This is a genomic window from Microbulbifer echini (genome assembly GCF_041447225.1).
Classification (GTDB): Bacteria; Pseudomonadota; Gammaproteobacteria; order Pseudomonadales; family Cellvibrionaceae; genus Microbulbifer; species Microbulbifer echini.
Map to the genome: position 1 here is coordinate 1 of NZ_JBGMEL010000021.1, position 23173 is coordinate 23173.

Below are 23173 nucleotides of genomic sequence, written 5' to 3' on the forward strand. Positions count from 1 at the left end.
TTTACGGCGCTTCAGATTGTATTCTGCTTCGGCAAAGGTGACTTGGTGCATGATCTATCGTAGCCTTGACGGATAACTGAATACTACCAAATTGGCTCGGAATTATTCAGAGGTTCCCTAGGTGCTCGTTTCTTCTCGGTTCTCGGGATTGCCATGGCATAGGTGCCTGTGCGCCTTGCCATGGCCAGGCTAATTAAAAGGAAGAAAAGAAATAAGGCTCGCCCTACAGAATCTCACGCATAGAAATGTGGATTGCTTATGTAAGGGGGTGTTCATACGTCTTCATGGAGGGAGAAACTCTAATTCACCGTGCTGATAATTATATGAGGAATTTCCTGCCGGTTTTTACTCCTGTCTCATCTGCTCTTTTTTGTTTCTGTATTTGAACTTATTTGGTGCGTATTTAATTGGAATTTAGAGCGGCACATGTTGTCGAAATTTGTGCGGCAAAAAAATAAATAAGAGTCGTCGAAAAGATTATTAAATCGTTAACAGGTTGTTAATTTTTACGTCAAAAGAGCTGGTTGGCGCCAGAATAATGCAGAATTATATTTGGGCGCCAACATTTGATTGTTTTTTCTACACCTGTGATTTCGTGCGACTAGACTGACCATTGATTGGGCTGATTGCTGTTTGATCTGCTGAATATCAATGGAGTTACCACAAATGAAGATGACGCGTATTCTGATCCCCGTTATGACGCCCCTCGCCTTAGCTATCTCTAGTGTCGCTTCGGCAGGACCTGCTGGCTATGCCCCACCACCGCCTCCAACCCAGGAGTTCAAGATTCGGATTGGCGGAGCTTACTGGTCACCAAATTCAGACAATGTAACCTTTGCTGATCGGTGGCTTCGTTTTTATGATGATGATGATGATGATCGTTTCGATGACTGGGGTGCTTTCCGAACCAATCTTGATCCTGATAGTGAGTGGGGTTGGTTTATCAACGCCGAGTGGAAGCCGATGGACCACTGGGGTGTCTCACTGAGTTACCAACAAGGTGATCGCCATACTGGTGGTGACCGTAACCCTTGGTTATATCGTTTCTGGGATGATGATTGGGATGATGATTTGTTATTTAATCATCGTCGGGGTGATTTCGCTCGCTGGAAGCCCCAAACTACGGCTGCATACCTGAACTGGTATCCACTGGATCCCAGTTGCTTGGTTCAGCCTTATATGGGAATTGGTATTAACTATACCGACTTCAGCGATGAGCGCCTCAGGAACTGGGGTTTTTGGCATCGTAATGATGATGATGACCTAGAGTTCCGCGACTGGACTGGTCGTGTAAACTTTGGGGATAGCTGGGGTTATACATGGCAGATTGGTGTTGATTTCACCTTCGGTCACGATAGTAGCTGGCTGATTAACTTGGCAGCCATTTACTATGACGTTGATACCGATGTTGAAGTGAATACTCTCTATCGCAATTTTGATGATGATGATGATAATTTTAATCGCTGGTGGGAACATAGATTTGGGGGTGATTACGACTTTGATCCCTGGGTCTTCAACATCGGTGTAGGCTATAAGTTCGATTTCCACTGGTAATCCAACTTATCCTTTGAAAAAGGGCGCAGTGCGCCCTTTTTTATTTCCTACATTCAACTCTGAAGTGCATCACCCTTTAGGGTGTGTGGCTGCAGTGAATTATTAATTCAACCTTCTTCCATACCTATTGCATTTGTTCTTTCTAAATTTATCTTTGTATTGACGTATCTTTCTTTTCCAGCGATCCATTTCTTTTCCGGATCCGCCCTCTTTTCTTTTCTCCTGGTAGCTTTCAATCTTATCGTTCCAGCTTTGGCATTTTTTCAGTGTTGCACTTTGCGCTAGTGCTGTAGCTGGAGAAAAAATAATGAGTAGGGAAAATAAGGGCGGCGCTAATAATGTAAGTTCTATCTTGGTGTTGAATGTGCGGATCATATCTACTCCTTGAAATTTTAAAGGCTTGGTTGATTGCCAATACATCAAGGGCGGCTGGCTATTAATTTTGGTTTCTTGCAGTTTTAACTGTCGTAGGGGCGGTTTCCGCCCCATGATTGCTCAATCACGTTAGTTATTACTGGGGAAGCTGAATTGCATTCCCTCTCTTACCCCGCTTGCTGGCCAGCGCTGAGTGATGGTTTTACGCTTAGTATAAAACCGGACAGAATCGGGCCCGTAAGCATGTAGGTCTCCAAACAGTGAGCGTTTCCAGCCGCCGAAGCTATGGTGCGCGACGGGAACCGGCAGCGGAACATTGATACCGACCATGCCTACTTTGATGTTGTCACTAAAGTAGCGCGCAGCTTCCCCGTCACGAGTGAACAGACAGGTACCATTGCCGTATTCATGGTTATTGATGATATCCATCGCTTCTTGCATGGTGTCGACACGCATGACACACAGTACCGGGCCAAATATTTCACAGCTGTGTATGTGCATTTCTGCAGTGACACGGTCAAACAGGCAGGCTCCCAGATAATTGCCATTTTCATAACCTGGCACCTTCAGGTTGCGGCCATCTACTACTAGTTCCGCTCCCTCCTCAATACCGGCAGTGATCAGGCCCTGGACTTTATTCAGATGGGCTTTGGTTACCAGGGGGCCCATATCGTTTTGGTTGTCCATTCCATCGCCCACTTTAAGCTGGGCGATCTGCGCCTGAAGTTTAGCGACGAGCGTGTTGGCGGTGTCATCGCCTACCGCAACGGCGACGGAAATTGCCATACAGCGCTCGCCACAAGAGCCGTAGGCCGCGCCCATTAATGCGGCGACGGCGTTATCTAGATCTGCGTCTGGCATTACGATAGCGTGGTTTTTCGCCCCCCCAAAAGCCTGAACTCTTTTACCGTGGGCTGTGCCGGTGGTGTACACATACTCCGCAATCGGTGTGGAGCCGACAAAGCTTGCTGCCTGAATACGCCTGTCGGTCAGGAGGGTGTCTACAGCTTCTTTATCGCCGTTAACGACATTCAATACGCCGGCGGGTATGCCCGCCTCAATTCCCAGTTCGGCGATAAATAGCGCACAGGACGGGGTACGCTCAGAGGGTTTTAAGATAAAGGTGTTGCCACAGGCAATAGCCATTGGCCACATCCATAGGGGCACCATGGCCGGAAAGTTAAAGGGTGTGATACCTGCGCAGACGCCTAGAGGCTGAAATTCACTCCAGGAGTCGATTGCCGGGCCGACGTTTTTACTGTGTTCCCCCTTAAGCATTTCCGGAGCTGAGCAGACATATTCGATATTCTCAATACCGCGCTGCAGTTCACCCATCGCATCGTTTAGAACTTTACCGTGTTCCTGAGTAATCAGCTCACAGATCTTATCCGCATTCTCTTCCAGTAGGTCGCGCAGGCGGTACATGATGCGCACACGTTTGGCCGTGGGCAGATTGCGCCAGGTGGGGTAGGCGGCTTCAGCGGCTGCGATGGCCTCTTCAACAGTGGCTTTGCTGGCCAGTGCGACCCTGCCGATCACTTCGTTGGTGGAGGGGTTGGTGAGATCCTGCAGACGGGATTGTTGGGGGGAGGTATCGCTGTGCGTCAGCTTGCCGTTAATCAGGTGGCCGATAACTTTCATGGTTTCCTCTCGCTGGGGATTTATACGTTATTTTTTACCTCTTTGTGCCTTTGTAACACAGGTATCCCCAGGGAGGAAAAGTTCACGGGAAGAGGGTACATCCCAATACCACGTGAACTGACTAATAGGCAGGTTTGCTCGATCAAACGTGCTTGGGGAATTCCCTGAGCACGGCGAGGAAGGTATCGCCAAAGCGCTCCAGCTTGCTGTCTCCCACGCCGGAGACTGCAAGCAGTTCACTACGGGTTTGTGGGTGCGCTTTTACCATTCCGCGCAGAGTGGCATCGTGAAAGACGACATAGGGAGGAACGCCACGCTCTTCAGCCAGTTCTTTGCGGCAGTTGCGCAGAGCTTCCCATAGGGGCTGCTCACCGGGTTCCAGGTCTTCCATTGCTGCTGAGCTGCGTGCTTGTGCGCGAGGGGTTTTGCCGGGCAACTTGCGCAACTGCAGCTTTTCCTCCCCACGCAGTAGTGGGCGGCAGTTTTCTGTGAGCGTCAGGTTCTGAAATTCCCCTTCGACTTCCAGGTAGCCCCTTACGATCAGTTGGCGCACCACGGCTCTCCATTCTGTGCCGGTAAGCTCTTTACCTATACCGTGGGTGGAGAGTTGGTTGTGGCTGAATTTGCGTACTTTCTCATTATCTGAGCCGCGCAGTACGTCGATCACATGGCTGGCGCCAAAGCGCTGGCCGGTGCGGTAGACACAGGAGAGCAGCTTGATCGCAGCTTCGCTGCCATCCCAAGTGGCGGGGGATTCCAGGCAGGTATCGCAATTTCCGCAGGGCTGTTCCAGCGTCTCGGCAAAATAGTGCAGTAGTGCCTGGCGCCGGCACTCGGTCATTTCGCACAGGCCCAGCATGGCATTGAGGCGTGTGCGCTCTTGGCGCTTGTGCTCTTCACTGCCCTCGGAGGATGCCACCATCTGCCCAAGCTTGACTACATCTTCAAGGCCGTACAACAACAGTGCCACCGAGGGCTCGCCATCGCGGCCGGCGCGACCGGTCTCTTGATAATAGGCCTCGACACTCTTGGGAAGGTCGAGGTGAACAACAAAGCGCACATCGGGTTTGTCTATCCCCATACCAAAGGCGATGGTCGCTACAACGATGACACCCTCTTCCCTCAGAAAGCGGCGCTGGTGCTCAGCGCGAGTCTCTGCCGGTAGGCCGGCGTGGTAGGGAAGGGCTGTGAAGCCCTGTTGAGTGAGCCATTCAGCGGTATTTTCCACTTTGGCGCGGGACAGGCAGTAAACCACGCCGGCTTGATCCTCTCGTCCATTCTTCAGGAATTGGAGGATTTGGCGGCGCTGGTTGTCTTTGGGTTCGATATGGTACTGGATGTTCGGGCGGTCAAAGCTGCTGACAAAATGCCGCGCGCCCTCGAGATCGAGACGCTGGGCAATTTCCGCGCGCGTGCGTTTGTCGGCGGTGGCTGTTAAAGCGATACGCGGCACGCTGGGAAACTGTTCGTGTAAGCAGCTCAGCTGTAGGTAATCGGCACGGAAGTCATGACCCCACTGGGATACACAATGGGCTTCATCAATAGCAAATAACGATAGTTGTGTGCGCTGTAAGAGTGACAGGGTGCGCCCTTGCAGCAGGCGCTCGGGGGCGAGATAGAGAAGATCCAGCTCGCCGTGCAGCAATTGGCTCTCTATAGCCTGGACCTCGTCGTAGGGCACAGAGGAGTTCAGATAGGCGGCTCGGATACCGGCTTCCTGGAGTGCTTCCACCTGGTCTTGCATCAGGGCAATCAGTGGGGAGATCACCACGCCGCAGCCGGGCCTGGCCAGGGCCGGGATTTGGTAGCACAAGGATTTGCCACCGCCGGTAGGCATCAGCACTAAGGCATCATCGCCGCTCATTAATGTATTGATCACCGCTTCCTGGGGATCACGGAAATGGGCGTAGCCGAAGACGTGTTCGAGAATATGTTGTGGGGAGTTCATGGCGGCGGAGTATACCCCGCGTAGCGACTTTGTGCGGCGGGTTTATTGGATAGTATTGCCTTGAAATACGATGCAATGTCAGCATAAGAGTTGTGACGGAATTCACGGGTTATAATCGCACGCTATCACAGCGATCGCCTAAGGATAGGTCTATGCGCACTTTGATCGTGTTTCTTGTGTTGTGGTTGGCAGCCCTGGCCGGGCCACTTGGTTGCTCGTCCAGTACTCCGCGCAATTTTGCGCAATCGGTTGTGGCGGATACCCACCTGGGCTGGCGTCCTGCGCCGGAGAATCAGCTGGCATTTTCCCTGGCGACGGCTTCTGGCGTGGCGCGGGTGGAACTGCAGCCGCTACCGGAGGAATTTACTCTCGTGACTCTGGAGCTCTTGGGGATGCGCAATGTGGAGGGGATTCAGTGGCAGGATGAAAAGGGTGAGTCGACTTTGCTTTATGATGGGAAGGCTGGACTCAGTGGTGTAAGCCTACAAAGCCAGGGGCATGGGTTTCGCCTGCAACTGCAGCTCTCCTCCATGGATTATCTGCGCAACGGCGGTGTGCTGACGGTTATTGATCGCCGGCATTAACGGCGGGCTCGGGTTTGGGCAGCTTGTCGAAGCCCAGCCCCGCGGGGCGAATCAGATACAGCTGTTTCCAGTATTTCCCGGTTACCCAAAGCCCGTTTCGTTCTTTGTCCCAAGCTATACCATTGGCCACAGTGTCCGGATGATTTGGCATATCGGGGTTTAGTTGGCCGAGATCAATGGCGCCAATTACTTCGCCACTATGAGGGTCTATAGCGATTATGCGGCTGTCCAGCCAGATATTAGCCCAGACCCGCCCTTCGGCATATTCCAGTTCATTCAGATTGGACCAGGCCTCCCCGCCGCCGTGCACCCGGAGCCGGCGCTGCACTTCAAAAGTGTCGGGATCGCGAAAGGTTAACTCATCACTCCCATTGCTCATGATTAGGTACTTGCCATCACTGGTGAGGCCCCAACCATCGCCTTTATAGTGCTTGACCTCCAAATGCTGCAGGTCGTGGGAGCGGTAGATGTGCAGTTCGCCCGCCTTGTAAGTCAGCAGATAGAGCTTTTCCCCCAAGACCGTGAGGCCCTCGGCAAATAACTTGCGCGACAGTCTCTTGCGCCTTACGGGTTTGGCGCCGGGGTCGGTATACTCGGCGAGCCACGAGCGGCGGTAGAGACCGCTGCTTTCCCACCAGCGCTGGCCGTCAAAGTAGAGCCCTTGGGTGAAGTGGTCACCGCCGCGCTGGCGTTCCTCCAGGACGGAGAATGGGGTTGTCTGGAGTTGCGCCTCTGCCGCTATTGGCAGCAGGAAAAATGTTAGCAGCGGTATCCAGCTGCAAATTTTAAGTCGGTTCATCAATTATCTATGACCAGAGTAAAAACCTTTGTCACTTTGACCCTGTTGGGTGGTTTGGCGGTAGTGTTGCCCATTGCCATTTTTGTACTGTTGTTCCAGTGGTTGTTTGGCCAAGTCAGCGAAGTTGTCGCGCCTGCCGTCGTCTGGCTGGAAGCCCATACAGAGTTTAAGGATACGCTTGCGCGACTGGTGGTGATAGCGTTGATTCTGGGAAGCTGCTTCTTGATCGGCCTCCTCGTGAAAACCAGTATTGGCCACTGGCTACATCGGCATGTGGACCGTTGGCTTGGCCGCCTGGCTCCTGGGTACAGCACCATTAAAGACCTGGTTACGCAATTTATCGGCGGTAGTGGTGAGGGCGTACTTTCTGGGCCGGTTGCCAGAGTGCGCATCCACGGAGCCGATAACCCTCTCTCTGTGACAGCGATTGTGACCTCCCAACATGACAATGGGGAAATGACCGTTTATGTGCCTACCGCCCCGGTGCCTACTTCGGGGTTTATCTTTCACGTGCCAGAGGAGTGCGTGGAGATCCTACCGGGGGTGAGTGTGGAGGCCGCGATGAAAACAATCGTAGCCTGTGGAGCCGGAAGTGCCACCTTACTGGCCCGACCGGGGAAGTTGAGGAATGCCTCAATTGCCAACTGACGGACGATTCTTACCCAGGTCGCGGATGGCAAAGCGCGCCGGATGCAGGGCTAATGCGAGCTCGGCACTGACCGGCAGGGCCTCGCCCATTATCCAGCTGGCGAGCAGTTCGGCCGTCAAGGGCGCATAGGTAAAACCGCGGGAACCCAGCCCACCCATGGCATAAAGCCCCGGTTGGTAATCCGCTAATTCGCCGATCAGCAACTTGCGGTTTTTTCGTAGGTTGGCATAGGTACTCTGCAGGGATTCCCAGTTGGGGATTGGCCCGGCGATGGGCAGGTAGTCGGGTGTCGCGGCGCGCAGGGCGGCGCGGCCCGTGAATGCCTGGGTAGAGAATTCAGCGGCGAGGTCCGGGAGTAGGTCTGACAAGGTTTGCAGGTTTTCCCGGTGTTCACTCTCACGCAATTCAGTCGCGCTCTCCTTGAGTTTAAAAGTGGCGCCGAAACTCTGGCGCCCTTCATGGGCAGGGGTGATATACCCCTCACCACAAAGAGCTATCCGTAATTGTGAGGAGGCCTCTGTGGCGAGTGCTCTGGAAACCTGTCCACGAATAGGGCGCAGGGGCAGTACGGCCGCCGGTGCGAAGTGACGGATATCATTGGCCCCACAGAGAATGACTGTTTCAGCCTCAATGTCTTTGCCCGCAGCACGCAAATGCCACAGACCCTGCCGTCTAGCGAGCATTTCCACTTCATGGCAATGTTGCCGCGTGATATTTTCGTGTTCGAGCAGGGAAGTACAAACTTTTTGTGGCTCCAGCCAGCCGGCGCCGGGGAAATATAGGCCGCTAAATGGCAGCGCTACGCCCGCCAAAGTACTCGCCTCTTCTGCACTGATTGCCTGGGCAAGATTTTGGTCGCGGTATTGGGCTAGAGCGTCGCTGATCTGCTGTTGTAGCTGTTGTTCCTTATCTGTCTGCGCCAGTTGCAGGAGGCCATTGAAATGCGCGAGTTGCGGGCAATATTGGCGATAATAGCGCTGGGCAAACATCAGGGCGTTGAGATTAAAGTCGCCATTGGGGCCCGGTTTCGGAGACAGTTTTCCGTAGAGTATGCCCTGGTCATTTCCGGAGCCGCCGCTGCCTGGGGCAGGTCCCCGCTCAAATAGTTGTACTCGCACGCCGCGTTCCGCTAGCGCTCTAGCGATGGTGGCGCCGGAGATCCCGCCACCAATAATGGTGACTGACTCTGGCCGCTGCGGTGCGGTAGCGGGTAGGTGCCAAGGCGTGGTTTTGAAATCGTTGTGGTGAAGTGTTTCCAGGGTGCCGCACAGCATTTCCCGTTTGCTGCCGAAGCCCGGCACCTTGTTCAGGGCAAAACCCGCATCGCGCAGCCCGCGTTTGACCAGCCCGGCACAGGTGAAGGTGGAAAAGGTTGCGCCGGTCCGGCTCAAACTGGCCATGTTTCCGAACAGCTTCGGTGTCCACATATCTGGATTTTTAGCTGGGGCAAAACCGTCCAGGAACCAGGCGTCGACTAAACGGTCCCGGCACTCCTGTTGCAAGCGCAGGCTTTGCAGGGCCTCGCTCGCTTCACCAATAATCAGAGTCAGGCTTACAGGGCCAAACTGCAGGCGATGTACACCCTCGGCCAGCAGTGGTGGGTAGCCATCAATGAATGTCTGGGAAAAGGCCTCCAGCTGCGGCCACAGCGCCAGGGCTCTGCGTAAATCCTGGGGATGCAGGGGGGATTTTTCCACCGTAATAAAATGTAGGCGGGCGCTTTTGGGGGCGGTCTCTTGCCAGAGTTCCCAGGCGGCGAGAAAGTTGAGCCCGGTGCCAAAGCCGGTTTCGCCAATAGTGAAGGTGGCGTGCTCATTTAGGTTTGCCCAGCGTTCCGCCAGGGCATTTTGCTGCAAAAAAACGTAGCGTGTCTCTTCCAGGCCGGAGGCACTGGAGAAATAGATATCGTCATAGGCACGGGATAGTGGCTGGCCATCTTCTCGCCACTGGATATCGGCCTGTTTGCCGGGCTTGCTCAAAACGATACTTCCCTAGATCTTGTCTCGCAGGCCAAACTCGCCCATCACTTGGGCGCACCAGCGCTCGATGCGTTCCTCGCTGAGGTCAAATTCATTTTCTTCATCGAGAGCAAGCCCTACGAACTGACTGCCATCGTCTGTGAGTCCTTTGGATTCTTCAAATTCATAGCCCTCCGCCGGCCAGTAACCGACGACTCGAGCGCCACAGGCAAGTAGCTGGGCATGCAGATAACCCAAAGCATCCTGGAACCACTGGGGGTAGCCCTCCTGGTCGCCGAGGCCGAACAAAGCGGCCTTTTTGCCATCCAAGTTAAGCCCCGCCAGGTCGTCCCAGATATTTTCCCAGTCTTCCTGTAGTTCACCGTAGTCCCAGGTGGGAATGCCAAACAATAGGAAATCGTAGTCCTCGGCCAGGGCAATATCTGCTTCACCCACATTGTGTAGGTCGATCCACTGAGGCCCAATACACTGGCGAATTTTTTCCGCAGCCATTTCTGTGTAACAGGTACTGGAGCCGTAAAAGAGGCCTATCGGGGCTTGGGAGCTTTGCATAAATATTGAAATTCTTACTGCTGATCGATGGCGCCGAGGAAGTCCAGCTGTCGCCAGGCTTCATAGATCACGATGGCGGTGGAGTTGGACAGATTGATACTGCGGCTTTCGGCGCGCATGGGAATGCGCAGGGTGTTATCGGGGCCAACGGCCTGTAAGAACTCCGCCGGCAGACCGCGGGTTTCGGGGCCAAACACAATGGCATCACCATCTCGATACTGGATGCCGGTATGGCTGCGTTTGCCCTTGGTAGAAAGGGCGAGTACCCGCTCCGGCTTTTCGCTATCGAGGAATGCCTGCCAGTCGGGGTGGCGGACCACGCGGCTGTATTCGCTGTAGTCGAGCCCGGCGCGACGCAGTCGCTTGTCATCCATATCGAAGCCCAGGGGTTCGATCAGGTGCAGCTCGGCCCCGGTGTTGGCGCAGAGGCGAATTATATTGCCGGTATTAGGAGCAATTTCCGGTTGATATAGAACGATTTTGAACATTGCTTGGCGGACGCCCCGATGGGTACTTTCTGGCTAGCTAACGTGATAGAAGCCGGGCATGGAGCGCCCGGTCTTGTATGGCTGCGGATTATTCCACAATTAGAGGGGAGTGGCGATCTCCTCGCAGTCGATCTCTACTCCCAACTCATTGGCGATCTGATCGAGTTCATCGCGCAGACCGTCGAGATCCATATCCTCGTCCACACTGATGGTGCACTCGGCCCTAAAGAGCGGCTCGCCGCTCCAGGGAGTGCTGCCGTAGGTGGTTTCCAGCTGCTCCATATTGATATGGTGGGCGGTGAGTGTGCGGGCAATTTCGCGCACAATGCCCGCACGATCATTACCGACCAGTTTCAGCGTGAGAGTCTGCTGGGGTGTGGCGGTGATCGCAATGGCATCCTCAATGACCAAGTTGTAGCCAGCCTCCGAGAGGGTGCCGAGGGCGTTTTTCAAGTTTTGGGCTTTGTCTCCGTGGACCGCGACGCGCAGGATGCCGGCAAATTTACCGGCGAAGTGCGCCATGTGGCTGTCCTCCCAGTTGCCACCGTTATCAGCAATGACTGCAGAAAGCCTTTCAACTACACCGGGCTTATCGTCACAGATCATGGAGATAACAAGGTGCTGTTGCATATTGTGTTCCTTTACTTCAATAGAGACGAGTAATTGTCATTGTAATAGGATCTTGTCGGATAACTCTATCGTCCAACCTCAAAGCTATTATTTTTAACCCCGGTAACAGGTAACTTAGCGAGGGACTGCCAATGAAGGTGATTGCCGACTTATGTGTGATTCCCATGGGTGTGGGGGTGTCAGTTAGCCAGTATGTTGCGGAATGTGAAAAGGTACTGGCTGAGGCCGGGCTTACTCACCATCTGCATGCTTACGGCACCAACATCGAGGGGGACTGGGATGCCGTGATGGCAGCCGTAAAGTGCTGCCACGAGCGGGTTCATGCTATGGGTGCCGATCGCATCACTACCAGTCTGAAATTGGGAACTCGTATTGACCGGGATCAGTCTTTACAGGATAAGATCGACAGCGTGCGATCAAAGCTGGATTAACGATAACAACACAGGAACGATTATGACGATGAATATCAAGAAATCCCTACTGGTATTGGCCGGCACACTGGCCCTGGCTGGAGGGGCTCAGGCCGCCGACCTGAACTCCGCGATCAAGGGGGATCATCGCAGCAAGGATTTTGCCGCTCGCGATCAGTACCGGAACCCAGCTGAAACCCTGGAGTTTCTCGGGATTGAGCCGGATATGACCGTGGTGGAAATCACTCCAGGAGGTGGTTGGTACACCGAAATCCTCGGGCCTTACCTGGGCGAGAAGGGCAAGCTCTACGCGGCGCACTTCCCCGAGGACAGCGAATCTTCCTATTACCAGCGCTCCCTGAAGAACTTTAAAGATAAGCTGGCAGCCAATAAGAAAGCCTATCAAAATGTTGAGGTGACTGAGTTCTCCCCGCAAACCGGTCGTGAAATCGCCCCTGCAGGCAGTGCCGATGCGGTGGTGACTTTTCGCAATGTGCATAACTGGATGTACCGCGGATACGAAGACAAGGCCTTCGCCAGCTTCTTTGCCGCGTTAAAACCCGGCGGCGTTTTGGGTGTGGTAGAGCACCGCGCCAAGGTGGGCACCAGCAAAGAGGATATGGTCGAAAGCGGTTATGTAACCCAGGACTATGTGATTGAAGTGGCTAAAAAGGCCGGCTTTGTGCTGGAGGAAGCCAGTGAAGTTAACGCCAACCCGAAAGATACTGCTAAGCACCCGAAAGGCGTTTGGACCCTTCCACCCGTCTTGCGCCTGGGCGATGAAGGCAAAGAAAAGTATCTGGCTATTGGCGAGAGCGATCGTATGACACTGCGCTTCCGCAAACCCAAGTCCTGAGTTCTAATCCCCATCCCTCATAGTGTTTAACACCCCGGGAGCGGCCTCGGTCGCTCCCGTTTCAGCCGAATTTGAAAGTTGTATGATTGTTCCCTTTGAACAGCTGGACGCCAGCACCCTGCAGAGCCTACTGGAAGAATACGCTACCCGCGAGGGCACCGAGTACGGCGAGCGCGATGTTGATTTGCCTGAAAAAGTAGCGAGCCTGCGCAGGCAGCTGCAGTCCGGCGATGTGGTCATTTGGTTTGAACCCGGTGAGGAGAGTGTCAACCTGGTACTGGCCCAGGATCTGCCCACCGATGTCTGAAAATATCATCGATACCCCGGAGGTGCCTTTTGCGCGTTTCCTTTTCGCCCACGGTGCAGGTGCGCCCATGGACAGTGCCTTTATGCAGGCGTTTGCCCAGGCGCTCTGTGCTAAAGGCATCGAAGTGGTGCGCTTTGAGTTTCCTTATATGGCCCAGCGCCGCACCGGCGGTAGCAAGCGCCCCCCCAACACCATGCCCCAGCTGCAGGCGTGCTTCCTAGAGCAGATCGGTTGCTTTACGGGTGACCTTCCCCTGTTTATTGGTGGCAAATCCCTGGGAGGGCGAGTGGCTAGCCTACTCGCTGTTGAGCGCTTTGCTGAGGGTGTGATTGCCGGGCTTATTTGCCTGGGGTACCCCTTTCACCCCCAGGGTAAGCCGGACAAGCTGCGCACTGAGCACCTTCGGGGTATCGACTGCCCAGCGCTCATTGTCCAAGGGGAAAGAGACCCTTTGGGTAACCGTGACGAAGTGGCCACCTATGCATTGGCGGGCACGATTGAGGTTGAATGGTTGGGGGATGGTGACCATGACTTCAAGCCCCGTCGCGCCAGTGGTTTTACTCAGATCCAGCACTGGCAGTCTGCGGTCGATACATCGGTATCGTTCATGCGGCGGTTTCAAGAATCGTGATGCGCTCCTCTTGCACGAGCAGGGGGCTCAACTGGGCCATCTGGGCGCGGCGCTCCTCGCTGGTGTACCAGTGTTGCCAATGCAGTTCAGATTGCCATTTGGATAGGGTAAAGCGGCGCAGTGGGTTACCTCTCTCGATATAGGTTTGGCCCTCGATAAAGCCAACGGTGCGGTAGGCGCAGGTGAGTACTCTGCGCGCCGCCTCTTCGTAGCTGCTCTGCATCTCGGCGGCAATTTCCCGCTCAATCAATACATAGATCATCACATACCCAAAAACGCTAGGGCCTTAGTGGATTCTAGCGCGCTTGTCGCCGGTAGAGGCCGCGGTCAGTTTCCGGGTGACGAAACCTGCTTAATTGCGCACAATAAAACCTATGAAGTTTGATCACACTCTCGATGCCCGCGGCCTGCTGTGCCCGGAACCCGTAATGATGCTGCACTCCGCGGTGCGAAATGTCGCCGATGGGGAGGTGTTGAAAATGATGGCTACCGATCCCTCGACCCAGCGGGATGTGCCCAAGTTCTGCCAGTTTCTCGGCTACGAACTGGTCCACCATACAGAGGAGCAGGACGAGTTTTTGTACTGGATTAAGAAAGCTGGATAACGGGTCAAAGGTACGACCCCGGCCCCGCTGAGCGGGGTCGGGGCGCTGTGCTCGCAAAAAAGTCCCAATATCCGACTGTTCAGACCCGCAAGTTTTATGGTGCCGTTACCAGAGCGGCGATGGCGGCCAGTGCTTCAGGGTCCTCGGATTTGATCTTGTTGGCGATATGGTGTTGGAAGAAATAGCGGAAGCCCTCGCTCTCCTGTGCCGGGTATAGGCAGTGATCCCCCGGCAACACCGGGGTGGTTTCGACCACATCGTGGTCGATCAGCATGCTGTGAATAACGCCATCAGTGTGCAGTCTCCAGCTGATGACCTCCATCAGCGTCAGGTTCTCCCGATCCTCGTCCATAAACACCGCGTGGGTGCCGATGGTATCGGGGATCTCCTGCAGTACTTCCTCGGCTTTGCTGCTTTCAAACTCAAAGTATTCCGCCGCAGTCTCCAGCTCGACGACTTTGTGAATGGGGGGGTGGTGGAAGACTTCCTCAATGCCTGGGTCGTAGTAGCCTTCGAAGCGTCCGTCTAAAGGGTCCCTGATATCTGGACAGGCGACTATCGCGTTTAACCACGGAACGAGGCCTACAATCTCGCCATTCGCTCTGAGTCCCCAGCAGAGCACTTTTAGGCTGTATAGGTCTGTTCCACTTGAATTGTTGGAGTAGAGCATTTCCAAGCCGTCGAGCTCCGGCGAAAGGCGGATAAAGCGCCTGTCTGCTGAAGTTTCGATCGGCTCGCCGGTGAAGAGGTCAACCACATTGTTGATGCTGTGGTCTGTCATGGAACACCTCCTGGCAGGGCCGGTTGTTTACCGTCTCCGATCAGATAAAGGTGCGACTGGCAATGCCCTATCTCTGAAGGAAGACCGGGGCAGGAGGGTATTTGACTGCTTTAGACCTCTCCTCGGGGAATACGCTGAAAGGGCGGGTGCTCAGCGGCTTCCCTGTGAGTAAAGGTATATGTTGATTTGCGGAAAGGCAACTGGCGTGGTAAGTGCTCCTTGAGGCGTCGTGGCTTTGATCGCGGCGCCCCCGTTGTTATAGTCCCCGCCTTTGCGGTACCCCGGAGAATATCTTGCCTGTTCCCAGCCCAGAAATGGCTCCAGTTTCTAACGACTCCCCTGAAGTCAGATCTTTAGCGGAGCGTATTACAGGGGTCTTTAATCGCTGTTTTGCGGATCCGAGAGGGCTTAATACCCGACTGCGTGGTGGGTTTTCCGAGCCTTACTATCGGCCTGCGGGGGAAGTGCTGGACTACCATCAAGTGGAATTTACCCACGATTATGCCGCCAGTGCTCTGCATGAGGCCGCTCATTGGTGTGTGGCCGGAGAAGCGCGTCGTCAGCTGCCGGACTATGGCTACTGGTATGCGCCGGATGGGCGCAGCGCCGAGCAGCAGGCCGAGTTTGAGCTGGTCGAGGTAAAGCCTCAGGCGTTGGAGTGGATTTTCGCGCGAGCCTGTGGCTTGCGCTTCCGTGTCAGTGCGGACAATTTGCAGAGTGATCTCGGCCCCAGCGATCGTTTCATGGAGGCGATCTGGCAGCAGGTCTTGGTTTATTGTGCCGAGGGTCCCAGTGCACGCGCGCGTACTTTTGCCATGGCTCTGGCTTTGGAGTTTGAGCAGTCAGACCCCCTGTATGGCTGCGCTTACCAGTTGGCGGAGCTATCGTGAGCAGTTACCTGATTGATTCGTCTGTATATATCTTTCGCTACTACTTTGCTCTGCCACCCAATTGGCACAGTCGCAGCGGCTATAGCACCGAGGCGGTTTATGGCTTTACCAATTTCCTGTTGGACCTCCTGGCGAGGAAACCGCGCCATATCGCCTGCGCCTTTGACGAATCCCTGGGTAGCTGCTTTCGCAATACGCTTTACCCGGACTATAAATGCAGTCGCGCTCTGCCCGATGAAGCCTTGGCCTTTCAGTTGGTGGCCTGCCGGGAAATGGCGGAGGTGCTGGGCATCGCCAGTTTTTCCAGTGCGTGTTATGAGGCCGATGATCTGCTCGCCACTCTCACGCGCAAGTTGCGCAATCACGCCCCGGTTATTGTGAGTCGCGATAAAGACCTGGGGCAGTTAATGGCGCGAGGCGCTTCTTCTCTGTGGGACTTTGCCGCAGATCGGCATATGGACAGTACAGCCCTGGAGCAGAAGTTCGGTGTGAGACCGGCGCAGATGGCCGATTACTTAGCTTTGGTGGGGGATACCAGTGACGATATACCCGGTGTCCCAGGCGTGGGCTCCAAGACCGCCGCAGCCCTGCTGGCGGTCTTTGATGATATCGAAGCGCTGCTGGAGCAATCTGAGCGTGTTGCGTCTCTGCCAATCCGGGGGGCAAAAGGAATAGCGCAGCGACTGGTTGAGCATGCCGATCAATTGCGTCTGGCCAAGCGCCTGACAAGCCTTGTGGAGAATATCCCCCTGGGTGTCAAAGTGGCGGATCTGTATCCGCAGCCGGTGGACCTGCACCTGGCCAAGGCCTTGGCGGAGGAGTTTGGAATCGGCGGTCTGGCGGGAAAAATGGAGCGCACATTGAAGCGTGCCGAAGGAGAATTTATATGAGTGAGAGTCACATCCAGGGCGCGGGCCTCAAGATTGTTGCCGATGAAAATATACCGGCACTGGCGCAGTACTTTGGTGACCTGGGCACCCTGGAACGTTATCCGGGACGCACCCTGACCCGCGAACAGTTGGTCGATGCGGATATTTTGCTGGTGCGTTCAGTGACCCGGGTGAATCAGAGTTTACTGGAGGGGACGTCGGTACGCTTTGTGGGCAGTTGTACCATCGGTACCGATCACCTTGATACCGACTGGATGGAGCGCAATGGCATCTACTGGAGCGCTGCTCCCGGTTGCAATGCCAATTCGGTCGTGGAGTATGTGTTTTGTGCATTGGCCGCCCTGGGAGTGGACTGGCGTGGACGTAGTTTTGGTATCGTCGGTTGCGGCAATGTGGGGGGGTTATTACAGAAGCGCCTACACACATTGGGTGCCTCCTGCGCTGTCTATGATCCCTGGTTGCCGGAAAACCCCGATTTTTCGCCGCTGGAACACGTGCTGGGCCAGGATATTGTGTGCCTGCACGCGCCGCTGGTTAAGGGTGGGCGCTTTCCCAGCTTACATATGATCGGTGCCGACCAGTTGGCGCAGATTCGCGATAATGCCGTTTTAATCAGTGCTGGGCGGGGGGCGGTGGTAGACAATCGCGTACTGCTACAGCAACTGCGACAGGGGCGGCGCTTCAAAACGGTATTGGATGTCTGGGAGGGCGAACCGGATATCAATCTTGAGTTGCTACAGCGTGTCGATTTGGGCACTCCGCATATCGCCGGCTACAGCCTGGATGGCAAGCTCGCGGGCACCCGCATGATCCGCGAGGCACTGTCTAGCGCCCTCGACTTGGCACAGCCAGAGAGTGCCAGTGCACCTTATGACGAGTCGGCCAAAACCCGGATTGTCGCGGGGACAGTGGGGGCGCAGGTTGACGGGGGAGTCGAGCCTGTGGCTGATCTGCTGCTGCAGATGTACGACCCCCGCAGTGATGATTATCGTCTGCGTGCCGTGGTGGAGGGGGCTGAGCCCATGGCCAAAGCCTTCGATCGCCTGCGCCGAGAATATCCCGAGCGATTGGAATTTTCCCATTATGTTGGCTCTGCCCAAAACCTGGATGACCACAATAGAGAACAATTGGCAGTACTGGGGTTGATGTGCGATTAGAGCAGCCAGTTAAAAAGCTCGGGTTGATTATTAATCCCTGGGCTGGTGTTGGCGGCCCGGCGGGGCTGAAAGGCAGCGATGGGGCTGAGACAGTGGCGCGGGCCCTGGCCGCGGGTATACAACCGCAATCCCAGCAGCGTGCCGCCACGGCCCTGGAAGCCCTCGGCCCATTTCGACAGCAGGTGGAACTTCTGTGTTTTGCTGGCGACATGGGTGCGGATATTGCTCGCGAGCTGGGGTTTGCCGTGTATGAGGTGGGAGCTGCTGAAACCACCCCATCAAAATCCGCAGATACCGAGAGAGCCGCAGCGGCGATTCGCGATGCTGGTGCCGACCTGATCGTGTTTATCGGTGGTGATGGCACTGCGCGCAATATTACCAATGTATTGGGGGATAACTTCCCTGTGCTGGGCATTCCCGCTGGCGTCAAAATGCACTCTGCCTGTTTTGCTATTTCCCCCAAAGCGGGTGGAGAAGTGTTGCGTAAATTGCTCGCGGGTGAGCTGGTAGATGTGTGCGAGCGCGAGGTGCGGGATATCGACGAGAGTAGTTTTCGCCAGGGGCGGGTGAGTACCTGTCATTATGGTGAGCTGCTTGTGCCCCAGGAGGGGCATTTCCTTCAGGCGGTAAAAAATGCCGGGCGCGAGGTCGAGGCGCTAGCGGTAGCGGATATTGCCGCCGATATTGTTGAGGCGTTGGAGCCGGGCATCTTGTATATCGTTGGTCCCGGTTCTACCACTCTGGCGATTTTAAATGAGTTGGGTTGTGAGGGCACTTTGCTGGGAGTGGACCTGCTGTGTGATGGCATCCTAATTCAGACCGATGTGAGTGCCCCGCAGATTGAGGCGGCGATTGCTGCACACAACAGCGGACTGAAAACAGGTGTGGTAAAAATTATTCTCACCGCCATCGGCGGTCAGGGCCATTTAATCGGCCGTGGCAACCAGCAGTTTTCACCCCGAGTTTTGCGGGAGGTGGGCCGCGAAAATCTGCTGGTTGTTGCCACCAAAACCAAGATAAGCGAACTCGGAGGGCGCCCCCTGTTGGTGGATAGCGGTGACCCCGAGCTAGATCGACAGTGGAGTGGTTTTATCCGGGTGGTTACAGGCTACCGGGATGCAATCCTCTACCCCTTGAGTAATGGAGAAATCTGAGTGTCTACCGATTGGCAGCGGCTCCTGGAGCAGGTTGAGTCCAAATTAGTATCGGGTGGCGGTGACAGCCGCCGTCTGTTCCACGGTCGCGGCCGTTGTTTTGAGGGACTGGAGCAGGTTTGTATCGACAGCTTTTTCCCCGCACTGCTGGTGACTTTTTTTGAGGAGTACGCCGGTGAGGGGGAACTGTGTGAGCAACTTTGGCAAATGGCGGAGTCTCACGGTTATCAGGGCGTGGCCGCACAACGTCGCTATCAGCCCGGTGCACCGTTGCAATGGCAGTGTGGTGAGCCCGTAACAGCGCCGGTGGCGTTACGAGATACATTGAAATTCCCACTGACCTTTGATCGGCAGAATGTGGGTTTTTTCTTGGATATCGAGCCCGGCCGCGCCTGGATTGAAGAACAGGTGCGCAGCCGTGCAGGGCGGCCGTCGGTGAAAATGCTGAACCTGTTCGCCTTCACCTGCGCTTTTTCCACTGTGGCCCGCGCCGCCGGCGATATCGAGATCGTCAATGTGGATGTGAATCGGGGTGTATTAAATCGCGGCCGTGAAAATCACGAGGTGAACGGATTATCTCTGCGGGGTATTCAATTCCTGCAGTTTGATGCGCTGCGTCAGTTCAAGCGCTTTGATCGCAGAGGACCTTTTGAGCTCGCCGTGGTGGATCCGCCCACGCGCCAGAAGGGCCGTTTCGATGTGAGTCATAACTATGAAAAGTTATTGCAACAGTTGCCCGCCTGTCTTGCCGATGAAGCGGACCTGCTGATGGTGATCAATTCGCCGCGACACAATGAGGCACATTTTCGCGAGTTGATACTCGGCGCCGATAGTGGCTATGAAGTGGTGGCACGATTGGCGCAAAACCCGGATTTCCCCGATCGGGACCCGGATGCCGCATTAAAAATGTTGCACGTTCAATACCGCCGCCAGAAATAGCGGCCACCGCCGAACGTCCACGGCTTGCCACGTTTCAAAGATTGGCAAATTCGCGCATCAGGCGCTCCACCAGCGCCTGTAATTTTGCCGAAGAACCGCCGCGCACCGCACTATTGAGTAGCTGAGCGTTACTCTGCCCGGATTCCTCCTCGGAATGAATCATCAGAAGAAACCCCCGGTGACTGAGCACGGCTTCCTCCGCAGCCTCTTGCCGCACCAGCTGGGAAAAGTGGATATAGCCGCTCTGTTTTAACCAGCTTATGGCGCCCAGGCAGGCCAAATGCCGCGGCGCGTGCAGGCCAAATTCGTCCGGTGTATCGGGCCCGGAGATATCCTCTACGTAAATGGTGGAGGGCATAGGAAACTGCCCAAACAACACCAAGAGAATTCTGCCGGTGTCGCGGTAGAAATCGTGAATATGTAGATCGTCCAACATCAGCGGGAATACTGCTCCAAAAAGTAGCCGAGCCGTTCAATGGCGTGGGAGAGGTCATCGACGCGGGGTAGAAAAACAATGCGCAGGTGGTCGGGCGCATCCCAGTGGAAAGCGCTGCCCTGCACCAACAGAATTTTTTCCTGGCGCAGGAATTCCAGTACCAGCCGTTCGTCGCTTTCGATTTTGTGATGGTTCAGGTGCAATTTGGGGAACAGGTAGATGGCGCCGCTGGGTTTGACGCAACTGACGCCGGGAATATCGTTGAGCATGCGGTGGGCAAGGTCTCTCTGTTGGCGCAGACGTCCACCGGGCAGCACCAGGTCGTTGATGCTCTGGTAGCCGCCCAGCGCGGTCTGTACGGCAAACATCGCCGGCACATTGCCACACAGGCGCATCGAGGAGAGCATATCCATACCCTCAATAAAGCCCTGTGCGCGCTCCTTGGTGCCACTCACGATCATCCAACCCGAGCGAAAGCCGGCCAGGCGGTAAGATTTCGATAGTCCGTTAAAGCTCAGGCAGAGTACGTCCGGGGCCAGTTTGGCCATGGGGGTGAACTCTGCGTCGTCGTAGAGAATTTTGCTATAGATTTCGTCGGCAAAAATCACCAGGTTGTGGCTGCGCGCCACCTCTACAATGTCTTCCAGTAGGGCCTTTGGGTAAATAGCCCCGGTGGGGTTGTTCGGGTTGATTACCACGATACCGCGGGTGCGGGAGGTGATCTTTGCTTTGATATCCTCGATATCCGGCAGCCAGTCAGACTCCTCGTCGCAGCGGTACAGCACTGGGTTGGCGCCGGCGAGGTTGGTGGCTGCCATCCACAGGGGGTAGTTGGGCATGGGCAGCAGCAGCTCATCGCCATTATTGAGCAGCGCCTGGGTGGCCATCGAAATCAATTCGGAGACGCCGTTGCCAAGGTAGATGTCGTCAATTTCAACCCCCTGGATACCCAGGGTCTGGCACTCTTGCATAATGGCTTTGCGTGCGGCGAAGAGGCCCTTGGACTCCACATAACCTTGTGCCTGGGAGAGGTTGTGGATGACGTCCTGGATAATCTCGTCCGGGGCGTTAAAGCCGAAGGGGGCGGGGTTGCCGATGTTCAGCTTGAGAATGCGGTGGCCTTCCTCCTCCATGCGTTGGGCCTGTTCCATGACCGGACCGCGAATCTCGTAGCAGACGCCGTGCAGTTTTTCAGATTTTTGGATGTCCTTCATGGTGGTGCGGCAGCCCTGTAAATGGGCAGGAGCGGCCTGGGCCGCGAGCGAGCTGCGCGATAGGCGGGGCGTTTACTGGCGGCGACTGCCGCTCCTGCAGGAACGATAAAAACGGAACGAGAGAGTATGTCAAAACCGAAAGACGATAACTACTGGCGCGAACAGCTAACAGATGAGGAGTTTGAGGTCTGTCGCAAGGGAGGGACAGAGCCGCCGTTTAGTGGCGAATATTGGGATGTTTTTGACGATGGAGTGTATCGCTGCCGTTGCTGCGGTGAGGTTTTGTTTGATTCCGGTGCTAAATTTCAGAGTCATTGTGGCTGGCCCAGCTTCGATGCGGAGTTTGCTAGGGGGATAGTGCGGGAACAGGCGGATAGCAGTTTTGGTATGCAGCGGGTTGAAATTCGCTGTAGCCAGTGTGATAGCCATTTGGGGCATGTATTTGAGGATGGGCCCACTGAGACGGGCCTGCGCTATTGCGTGAATTCCCTATCCGTGACGCTGGACTATGAAGATTCTGCAGAAGGGGAGGGTGAGTGAGCAAAATACACTGGAGTCGCTGGCTGTTGAGGATGCAGTGGGGGTTGCTTGCGCTCATTGTGTTCGCCGGCCTGGCGCTGAGGCTTGAGTTGCTGCGTTTCAGTGTGGTGTTCAAGGTGTTTACCTATGCGGGGATGGCGGCACTCGCCATCGCGCTGGTAAGTCTATTTGTGTTTGTCTGGGGTATGCGAAAGCACAGTGCGCAGACGCGTAGCAATGCCCTCTGGGCGACACTGCTGGGTCTGCTGCCGCTGGCTGTGCCCCTGATTACCGTGGGTAAGGACAATTTCAGTGTGCCGAGAATCCACGATATCACTACCGATACCCGTAACCCTCCGCGCTACCAGGCGGTGTTGGCTTTGCGCAAGCCCGGAGATAACAGCGCCGAGTATGGTGGGGAATCGGTGGCGCGATTACAGCGTGGAGCTGATGTCTATGCCGATATCAACCCCTTGCATGTGCACCTGCCGATTGAGCGAGCCACTCAGTTGGCCGCTCAGGTGGCCAGGGAGCTGGGTTGGAGGATTGTGTCCTACGAGCCTGAGAAGGGCCATATTGAAGCAACCGACCGCACACTGCTGCTGGGTTTCACCGATGATATCGTGGTGCGGGTGCGAGCGGATGAGGATGGCGGTTCGAGGGTAGATGTGCGATCCAGTTCCCGTGAGGGAGTGAGTGATTTGGGCGCCAACGCCAAGCGCATACGTGAATTTCTTGAGGTGCTGCATGAAGATGCCAGAATTCAGGGCGGTGGGGCCACCAGTCGCCCAAATTCTCCCACCCGAATTCCATCAGGTTAGGTAAGTGCCTGACAATAAAAGAAAAAAAATGCAGTTCGGGTGTTGACAGTATCCCGAACGGTACATAGAATGCGCCCCACTTCTGACGCAGAGCTACACTTTAAGGCGGAGCGAAACGACAGAGGTGATTCTGGGTCCCCATCGTCTAGAGGCCTAGGACACCGCCCTTTCACGGCGGTAACAGGGGTTCGACTCCCCTTGGGGATGCCACGCGGGAATAGCTCAGTTGGTAGAGCGCAACCTTGCCAAGGTTGAGGTCGCCGGTTCGAACCCGGTTTCCCGCTCCAAATTTTTGCTTTTTGAGATGATCTCTAGTCAACTCGGAAAGCATTGCCACCGAGAAATCAGTGGTATTGCCATGGAC

27 protein-coding genes and 2 tRNA genes are annotated in these 23173 nt (G+C 55.2%); 17 read left to right on the forward strand and 12 right to left on the reverse strand.

All coding sequences use genetic code 11. The features are described 5' to 3' along the window. The first annotated feature begins 666 nt into the window (after positions 1-666). Positions 667-1554 (forward strand): OmpW/AlkL family protein, encoded by an 888-nt coding sequence (locus tag ACCI51_RS16995; RefSeq protein WP_371844640.1) that lies wholly within the window; start codon positions 667-669, stop codon positions 1552-1554. A 102-nt stretch (positions 1555-1656) separates the two neighbouring features. Here the strand turns inward: ACCI51_RS16995 and ACCI51_RS17000 are convergent, their stop codons facing one another. The 3 genes from ACCI51_RS17000 to recQ all read right to left on the reverse strand — a co-directional run bounded on the left by ACCI51_RS17000 (position 1657) and on the right by recQ (position 5518). Further along, on the reverse strand, positions 1657-1929 hold the full coding sequence (locus tag ACCI51_RS17000; RefSeq protein WP_371844641.1) for a hypothetical protein: 273 nt from the start codon (positions 1927-1929) through the stop codon (positions 1657-1659). Between the two features lie 129 nt (positions 1930-2058). After that, complete coding sequence (locus ACCI51_RS17005; protein WP_371844642.1) at positions 2059-3570, reverse strand: CoA-acylating methylmalonate-semialdehyde dehydrogenase; 1512 nt, start codon at positions 3568-3570, stop codon at positions 2059-2061. Between the two features lie 142 nt (positions 3571-3712). Continuing rightward, a complete protein-coding gene (recQ, locus tag ACCI51_RS17010) occupies positions 3713-5518 on the reverse strand; it encodes a DNA helicase RecQ (protein ID WP_299585944.1) in 1806 nt (601 codons plus the stop codon). Between the two features lie 152 nt (positions 5519-5670). On the opposite strand from recQ, the gene ACCI51_RS17015 reads away from it, so the two are divergent. After that, positions 5671-6102, forward strand: coding sequence for a hypothetical protein (locus ACCI51_RS17015; protein ID WP_299585941.1), 432 nt, complete (start codon positions 5671-5673; stop codon positions 6100-6102). Here the strand turns inward: ACCI51_RS17015 and ACCI51_RS17020 are convergent. After that, entirely contained in the window at positions 6083-6901 is an 819-nt protein-coding gene (locus ACCI51_RS17020) for a glutaminyl-peptide cyclotransferase (protein WP_299585938.1), read from the reverse strand. The genes ACCI51_RS17015 and ACCI51_RS17020 overlap by 20 nt on opposite strands. Before the next feature lie 9 nt (positions 6902-6910). Here ACCI51_RS17020 and ACCI51_RS17025 point away from each other — a divergent pair, with 9 nt between their 5' ends. Further along, positions 6911-7549, forward strand: coding sequence for a DUF502 domain-containing protein (locus ACCI51_RS17025; RefSeq protein ID WP_299585935.1), 639 nt, complete (start codon positions 6911-6913; stop codon positions 7547-7549). On the opposite strand, the gene mnmC is transcribed toward ACCI51_RS17025, so the two are convergent. The 4 genes from mnmC to ACCI51_RS17045 form a co-directional block, all read right to left on the reverse strand. Next, positions 7535-9529 carry a bifunctional tRNA (5-methylaminomethyl-2-thiouridine)(34)-methyltransferase MnmD/FAD-dependent 5-carboxymethylaminomethyl-2-thiouridine(34) oxidoreductase MnmC gene (gene mnmC / locus ACCI51_RS17030; RefSeq protein WP_371844644.1) on the reverse strand — a complete coding sequence of 665 codons (1995 nt, stop codon included), beginning with the start codon at positions 9527-9529 and terminating at the stop codon, positions 7535-7537. The genes ACCI51_RS17025 and mnmC overlap by 15 nt on opposite strands. 12 nt (positions 9530-9541) lie before the next feature. Next, positions 9542-10081, reverse strand: a complete 540-nt coding sequence (gene fldB / locus ACCI51_RS17035) for a flavodoxin FldB (RefSeq protein ID WP_299585930.1) — start codon at positions 10079-10081, stop codon at positions 9542-9544. Positions 10082-10095: 14 nt separating this feature from the next. Further along, complete coding sequence (gene trmL / locus ACCI51_RS17040) at positions 10096-10569, reverse strand: tRNA (uridine(34)/cytosine(34)/5-carboxymethylaminomethyluridine(34)-2'-O)-methyltransferase TrmL (protein ID WP_371844645.1); 474 nt, start codon at positions 10567-10569, stop codon at positions 10096-10098. Between the two features lie 99 nt (positions 10570-10668). Beyond that, positions 10669-11199 carry a glycine cleavage system protein R gene (locus tag ACCI51_RS17045; RefSeq protein ID WP_371844646.1) on the reverse strand — a complete coding sequence of 177 codons (531 nt, stop codon included), beginning with the start codon at positions 11197-11199 and terminating at the stop codon, positions 10669-10671. A 131-nt stretch (positions 11200-11330) separates the two neighbouring features. Here ACCI51_RS17045 and ACCI51_RS17050 point away from each other — a divergent pair, with 131 nt between their 5' ends. From ACCI51_RS17050 to ACCI51_RS17065, 4 genes are all read left to right on the forward strand, one after another. Beyond that, positions 11331-11630 carry an MTH1187 family thiamine-binding protein gene (locus tag ACCI51_RS17050; RefSeq protein ID WP_371844647.1) on the forward strand — a complete coding sequence of 100 codons (300 nt, stop codon included), beginning with the start codon at positions 11331-11333 and terminating at the stop codon, positions 11628-11630. A 22-nt stretch (positions 11631-11652) separates the two neighbouring features. Continuing rightward, positions 11653-12465 (forward strand): class I SAM-dependent methyltransferase, encoded by an 813-nt coding sequence (locus tag ACCI51_RS17055; RefSeq protein ID WP_371844648.1) that lies wholly within the window; start codon positions 11653-11655, stop codon positions 12463-12465. A gap of 82 nt (positions 12466-12547) precedes the next feature. Next, on the forward strand, positions 12548-12772 hold the full coding sequence (locus tag ACCI51_RS17060; RefSeq protein ID WP_299585917.1) for a YheU family protein: 225 nt from the start codon (positions 12548-12550) through the stop codon (positions 12770-12772). Beyond that, the gene (locus ACCI51_RS17065; RefSeq protein WP_299585914.1) at positions 12765-13403 is read left to right on the forward strand and encodes an alpha/beta family hydrolase; all 639 of its coding nucleotides are present in this window, start codon (positions 12765-12767) and stop codon (positions 13401-13403) included. Before ACCI51_RS17060 ends, ACCI51_RS17065 begins: the two co-directional genes overlap by 8 nt. Here the strand turns inward: ACCI51_RS17065 and ACCI51_RS17070 are convergent. Further along, positions 13378-13665, reverse strand: a complete 288-nt coding sequence (locus tag ACCI51_RS17070; protein WP_299585911.1) for an antibiotic biosynthesis monooxygenase family protein — start codon at positions 13663-13665, stop codon at positions 13378-13380. The genes ACCI51_RS17065 and ACCI51_RS17070 overlap by 26 nt on opposite strands. 112 nt (positions 13666-13777) lie before the next feature. Here ACCI51_RS17070 and tusA point away from each other — a divergent pair, with 112 nt between their 5' ends. Next, positions 13778-14008 carry a sulfurtransferase TusA gene (tusA, locus tag ACCI51_RS17075; protein ID WP_299585908.1) on the forward strand — a complete coding sequence of 77 codons (231 nt, stop codon included), beginning with the start codon at positions 13778-13780 and terminating at the stop codon, positions 14006-14008. Between the two features lie 94 nt (positions 14009-14102). On the opposite strand, the gene ACCI51_RS17080 is transcribed toward tusA, so the two are convergent. Continuing rightward, positions 14103-14789, reverse strand: a complete 687-nt coding sequence (locus tag ACCI51_RS17080) for a hypothetical protein (protein ID WP_299585905.1) — start codon at positions 14787-14789, stop codon at positions 14103-14105. Positions 14790-15082: 293 nt separating this feature from the next. Here ACCI51_RS17080 and ACCI51_RS17085 point away from each other — a divergent pair, with 293 nt between their 5' ends. From ACCI51_RS17085 to ACCI51_RS17105, 5 genes are read left to right on the forward strand one after another with little or no spacing between them, the layout of a single operon-like run. After that, entirely contained in the window at positions 15083-15679 is a 597-nt protein-coding gene (locus ACCI51_RS17085; RefSeq protein WP_299585902.1) for an elongation factor P hydroxylase, read from the forward strand. Further along, positions 15676-16569: a 5'-3' exonuclease gene (locus tag ACCI51_RS17090; protein WP_299585900.1), complete on the forward strand. Its 894-nt coding sequence runs from the start codon at positions 15676-15678 to the stop codon at positions 16567-16569. The genes ACCI51_RS17085 and ACCI51_RS17090 overlap by 4 nt, the downstream gene beginning before the upstream one ends. Then, entirely contained in the window at positions 16566-17726 is a 1161-nt protein-coding gene (locus ACCI51_RS17095; RefSeq protein WP_299585898.1) for a 4-phosphoerythronate dehydrogenase, read from the forward strand. Before ACCI51_RS17090 ends, ACCI51_RS17095 begins: the two co-directional genes overlap by 4 nt. Beyond that, positions 17717-18880, forward strand: a complete 1164-nt coding sequence (locus tag ACCI51_RS17100) for an ATP-NAD kinase family protein (protein ID WP_371844649.1) — start codon at positions 17717-17719, stop codon at positions 18878-18880. Before ACCI51_RS17095 ends, ACCI51_RS17100 begins: the two co-directional genes overlap by 10 nt. Next, positions 18881-19819 (forward strand): class I SAM-dependent methyltransferase, encoded by a 939-nt coding sequence (locus ACCI51_RS17105; RefSeq protein WP_371844650.1) that lies wholly within the window; start codon positions 18881-18883, stop codon positions 19817-19819. A gap of 34 nt (positions 19820-19853) precedes the next feature. On the opposite strand, the gene ACCI51_RS17110 is transcribed toward ACCI51_RS17105, so the two are convergent. Further along, the gene (locus ACCI51_RS17110) at positions 19854-20255 is read right to left on the reverse strand and encodes a hypothetical protein (RefSeq protein WP_371844651.1); all 402 of its coding nucleotides are present in this window, start codon (positions 20253-20255) and stop codon (positions 19854-19856) included. Continuing rightward, on the reverse strand, positions 20255-21469 hold the full coding sequence (locus ACCI51_RS17115) for a pyridoxal phosphate-dependent aminotransferase (protein WP_299585890.1): 1215 nt from the start codon (positions 21467-21469) through the stop codon (positions 20255-20257). Before ACCI51_RS17115 ends, ACCI51_RS17110 begins: the two co-directional genes overlap by 1 nt. 126 nt (positions 21470-21595) lie before the next feature. On the opposite strand from ACCI51_RS17115, the gene msrB reads away from it, so the two are divergent. The 4 genes from msrB (at position 21596) to ACCI51_RS17135 (ending at position 23096) form a co-directional block, all read left to right on the forward strand. Beyond that, entirely contained in the window at positions 21596-22009 is a 414-nt protein-coding gene (gene msrB / locus ACCI51_RS17120; RefSeq protein WP_371844653.1) for a peptide-methionine (R)-S-oxide reductase MsrB, read from the forward strand. Continuing rightward, complete coding sequence (locus ACCI51_RS17125) at positions 22006-22809, forward strand: DUF1499 domain-containing protein (protein ID WP_299585885.1); 804 nt, start codon at positions 22006-22008, stop codon at positions 22807-22809. The genes msrB and ACCI51_RS17125 overlap by 4 nt, the downstream gene beginning before the upstream one ends. A gap of 134 nt (positions 22810-22943) precedes the next feature. Next, positions 22944-23019: transfer RNA gene (locus ACCI51_RS17130), tRNA-Glu, on the forward strand. A gap of 1 nt (position 23020) precedes the next feature. After that, positions 23021-23096, forward strand: a tRNA-Gly gene (locus ACCI51_RS17135). The last annotated feature ends 77 nt before the right edge of the window (positions 23097-23173 follow it).

Bases quoted from the DNA above. Each gene is read 5' to 3' on its own strand.
- ACCI51_RS16995 (WP_371844640.1), top strand. From the start codon at position 667: ATGAAGATGACGCGTATTCTGATCCCCGTTATGACGCCCCTCGCCTTA.
- ACCI51_RS17000 (WP_371844641.1), bottom strand. From the start codon at position 1,929: ATGATCCGCACATTCAACACCAAGATAGAACTTACATTATTAGCGCCG.
- ACCI51_RS17005 (WP_371844642.1), bottom strand. From the start codon at position 3,570: ATGAAAGTTATCGGCCACCTGATTAACGGCAAGCTGACGCACAGCGAT.
- recQ (WP_299585944.1), bottom strand. From the start codon at position 5,518: ATGAACTCCCCACAACATATTCTCGAACACGTCTTCGGCTACGCCCAT.
- ACCI51_RS17015 (WP_299585941.1), top strand. From the start codon at position 5,671: ATGCGCACTTTGATCGTGTTTCTTGTGTTGTGGTTGGCAGCCCTGGCC.
- ACCI51_RS17020 (WP_299585938.1), bottom strand. From the start codon at position 6,901: ATGAACCGACTTAAAATTTGCAGCTGGATACCGCTGCTAACATTTTTC.
- ACCI51_RS17025 (WP_299585935.1), top strand. From the start codon at position 6,911: ATGACCAGAGTAAAAACCTTTGTCACTTTGACCCTGTTGGGTGGTTTG.
- fldB (WP_299585930.1), bottom strand. From the start codon at position 10,081: ATGCAAAGCTCCCAAGCCCCGATAGGCCTCTTTTACGGCTCCAGTACC.
- trmL (WP_371844645.1), bottom strand. From the start codon at position 10,569: ATGTTCAAAATCGTTCTATATCAACCGGAAATTGCTCCTAATACCGGC.
- ACCI51_RS17045 (WP_371844646.1), bottom strand. From the start codon at position 11,199: ATGCAACAGCACCTTGTTATCTCCATGATCTGTGACGATAAGCCCGGT.
- ACCI51_RS17050 (WP_371844647.1), top strand. From the start codon at position 11,331: ATGAAGGTGATTGCCGACTTATGTGTGATTCCCATGGGTGTGGGGGTG.
- ACCI51_RS17055 (WP_371844648.1), top strand. From the start codon at position 11,653: ATGACGATGAATATCAAGAAATCCCTACTGGTATTGGCCGGCACACTG.
- ACCI51_RS17060 (WP_299585917.1), top strand. From the start codon at position 12,548: ATGATTGTTCCCTTTGAACAGCTGGACGCCAGCACCCTGCAGAGCCTA.
- ACCI51_RS17065 (WP_299585914.1), top strand. From the start codon at position 12,765: ATGTCTGAAAATATCATCGATACCCCGGAGGTGCCTTTTGCGCGTTTC.
- ACCI51_RS17070 (WP_299585911.1), bottom strand. From the start codon at position 13,665: ATGATCTATGTATTGATTGAGCGGGAAATTGCCGCCGAGATGCAGAGC.
- tusA (WP_299585908.1), top strand. From the start codon at position 13,778: ATGAAGTTTGATCACACTCTCGATGCCCGCGGCCTGCTGTGCCCGGAA.
- ACCI51_RS17080 (WP_299585905.1), bottom strand. From the start codon at position 14,789: ATGACAGACCACAGCATCAACAATGTGGTTGACCTCTTCACCGGCGAG.
- ACCI51_RS17095 (WP_299585898.1), top strand. From the start codon at position 16,566: ATGAGTGAGAGTCACATCCAGGGCGCGGGCCTCAAGATTGTTGCCGAT.
- ACCI51_RS17110 (WP_371844651.1), bottom strand. From the start codon at position 20,255: ATGTTGGACGATCTACATATTCACGATTTCTACCGCGACACCGGCAGA.
- ACCI51_RS17115 (WP_299585890.1), bottom strand. From the start codon at position 21,469: ATGAAGGACATCCAAAAATCTGAAAAACTGCACGGCGTCTGCTACGAG.
- msrB (WP_371844653.1), top strand. From the start codon at position 21,596: ATGTCAAAACCGAAAGACGATAACTACTGGCGCGAACAGCTAACAGAT.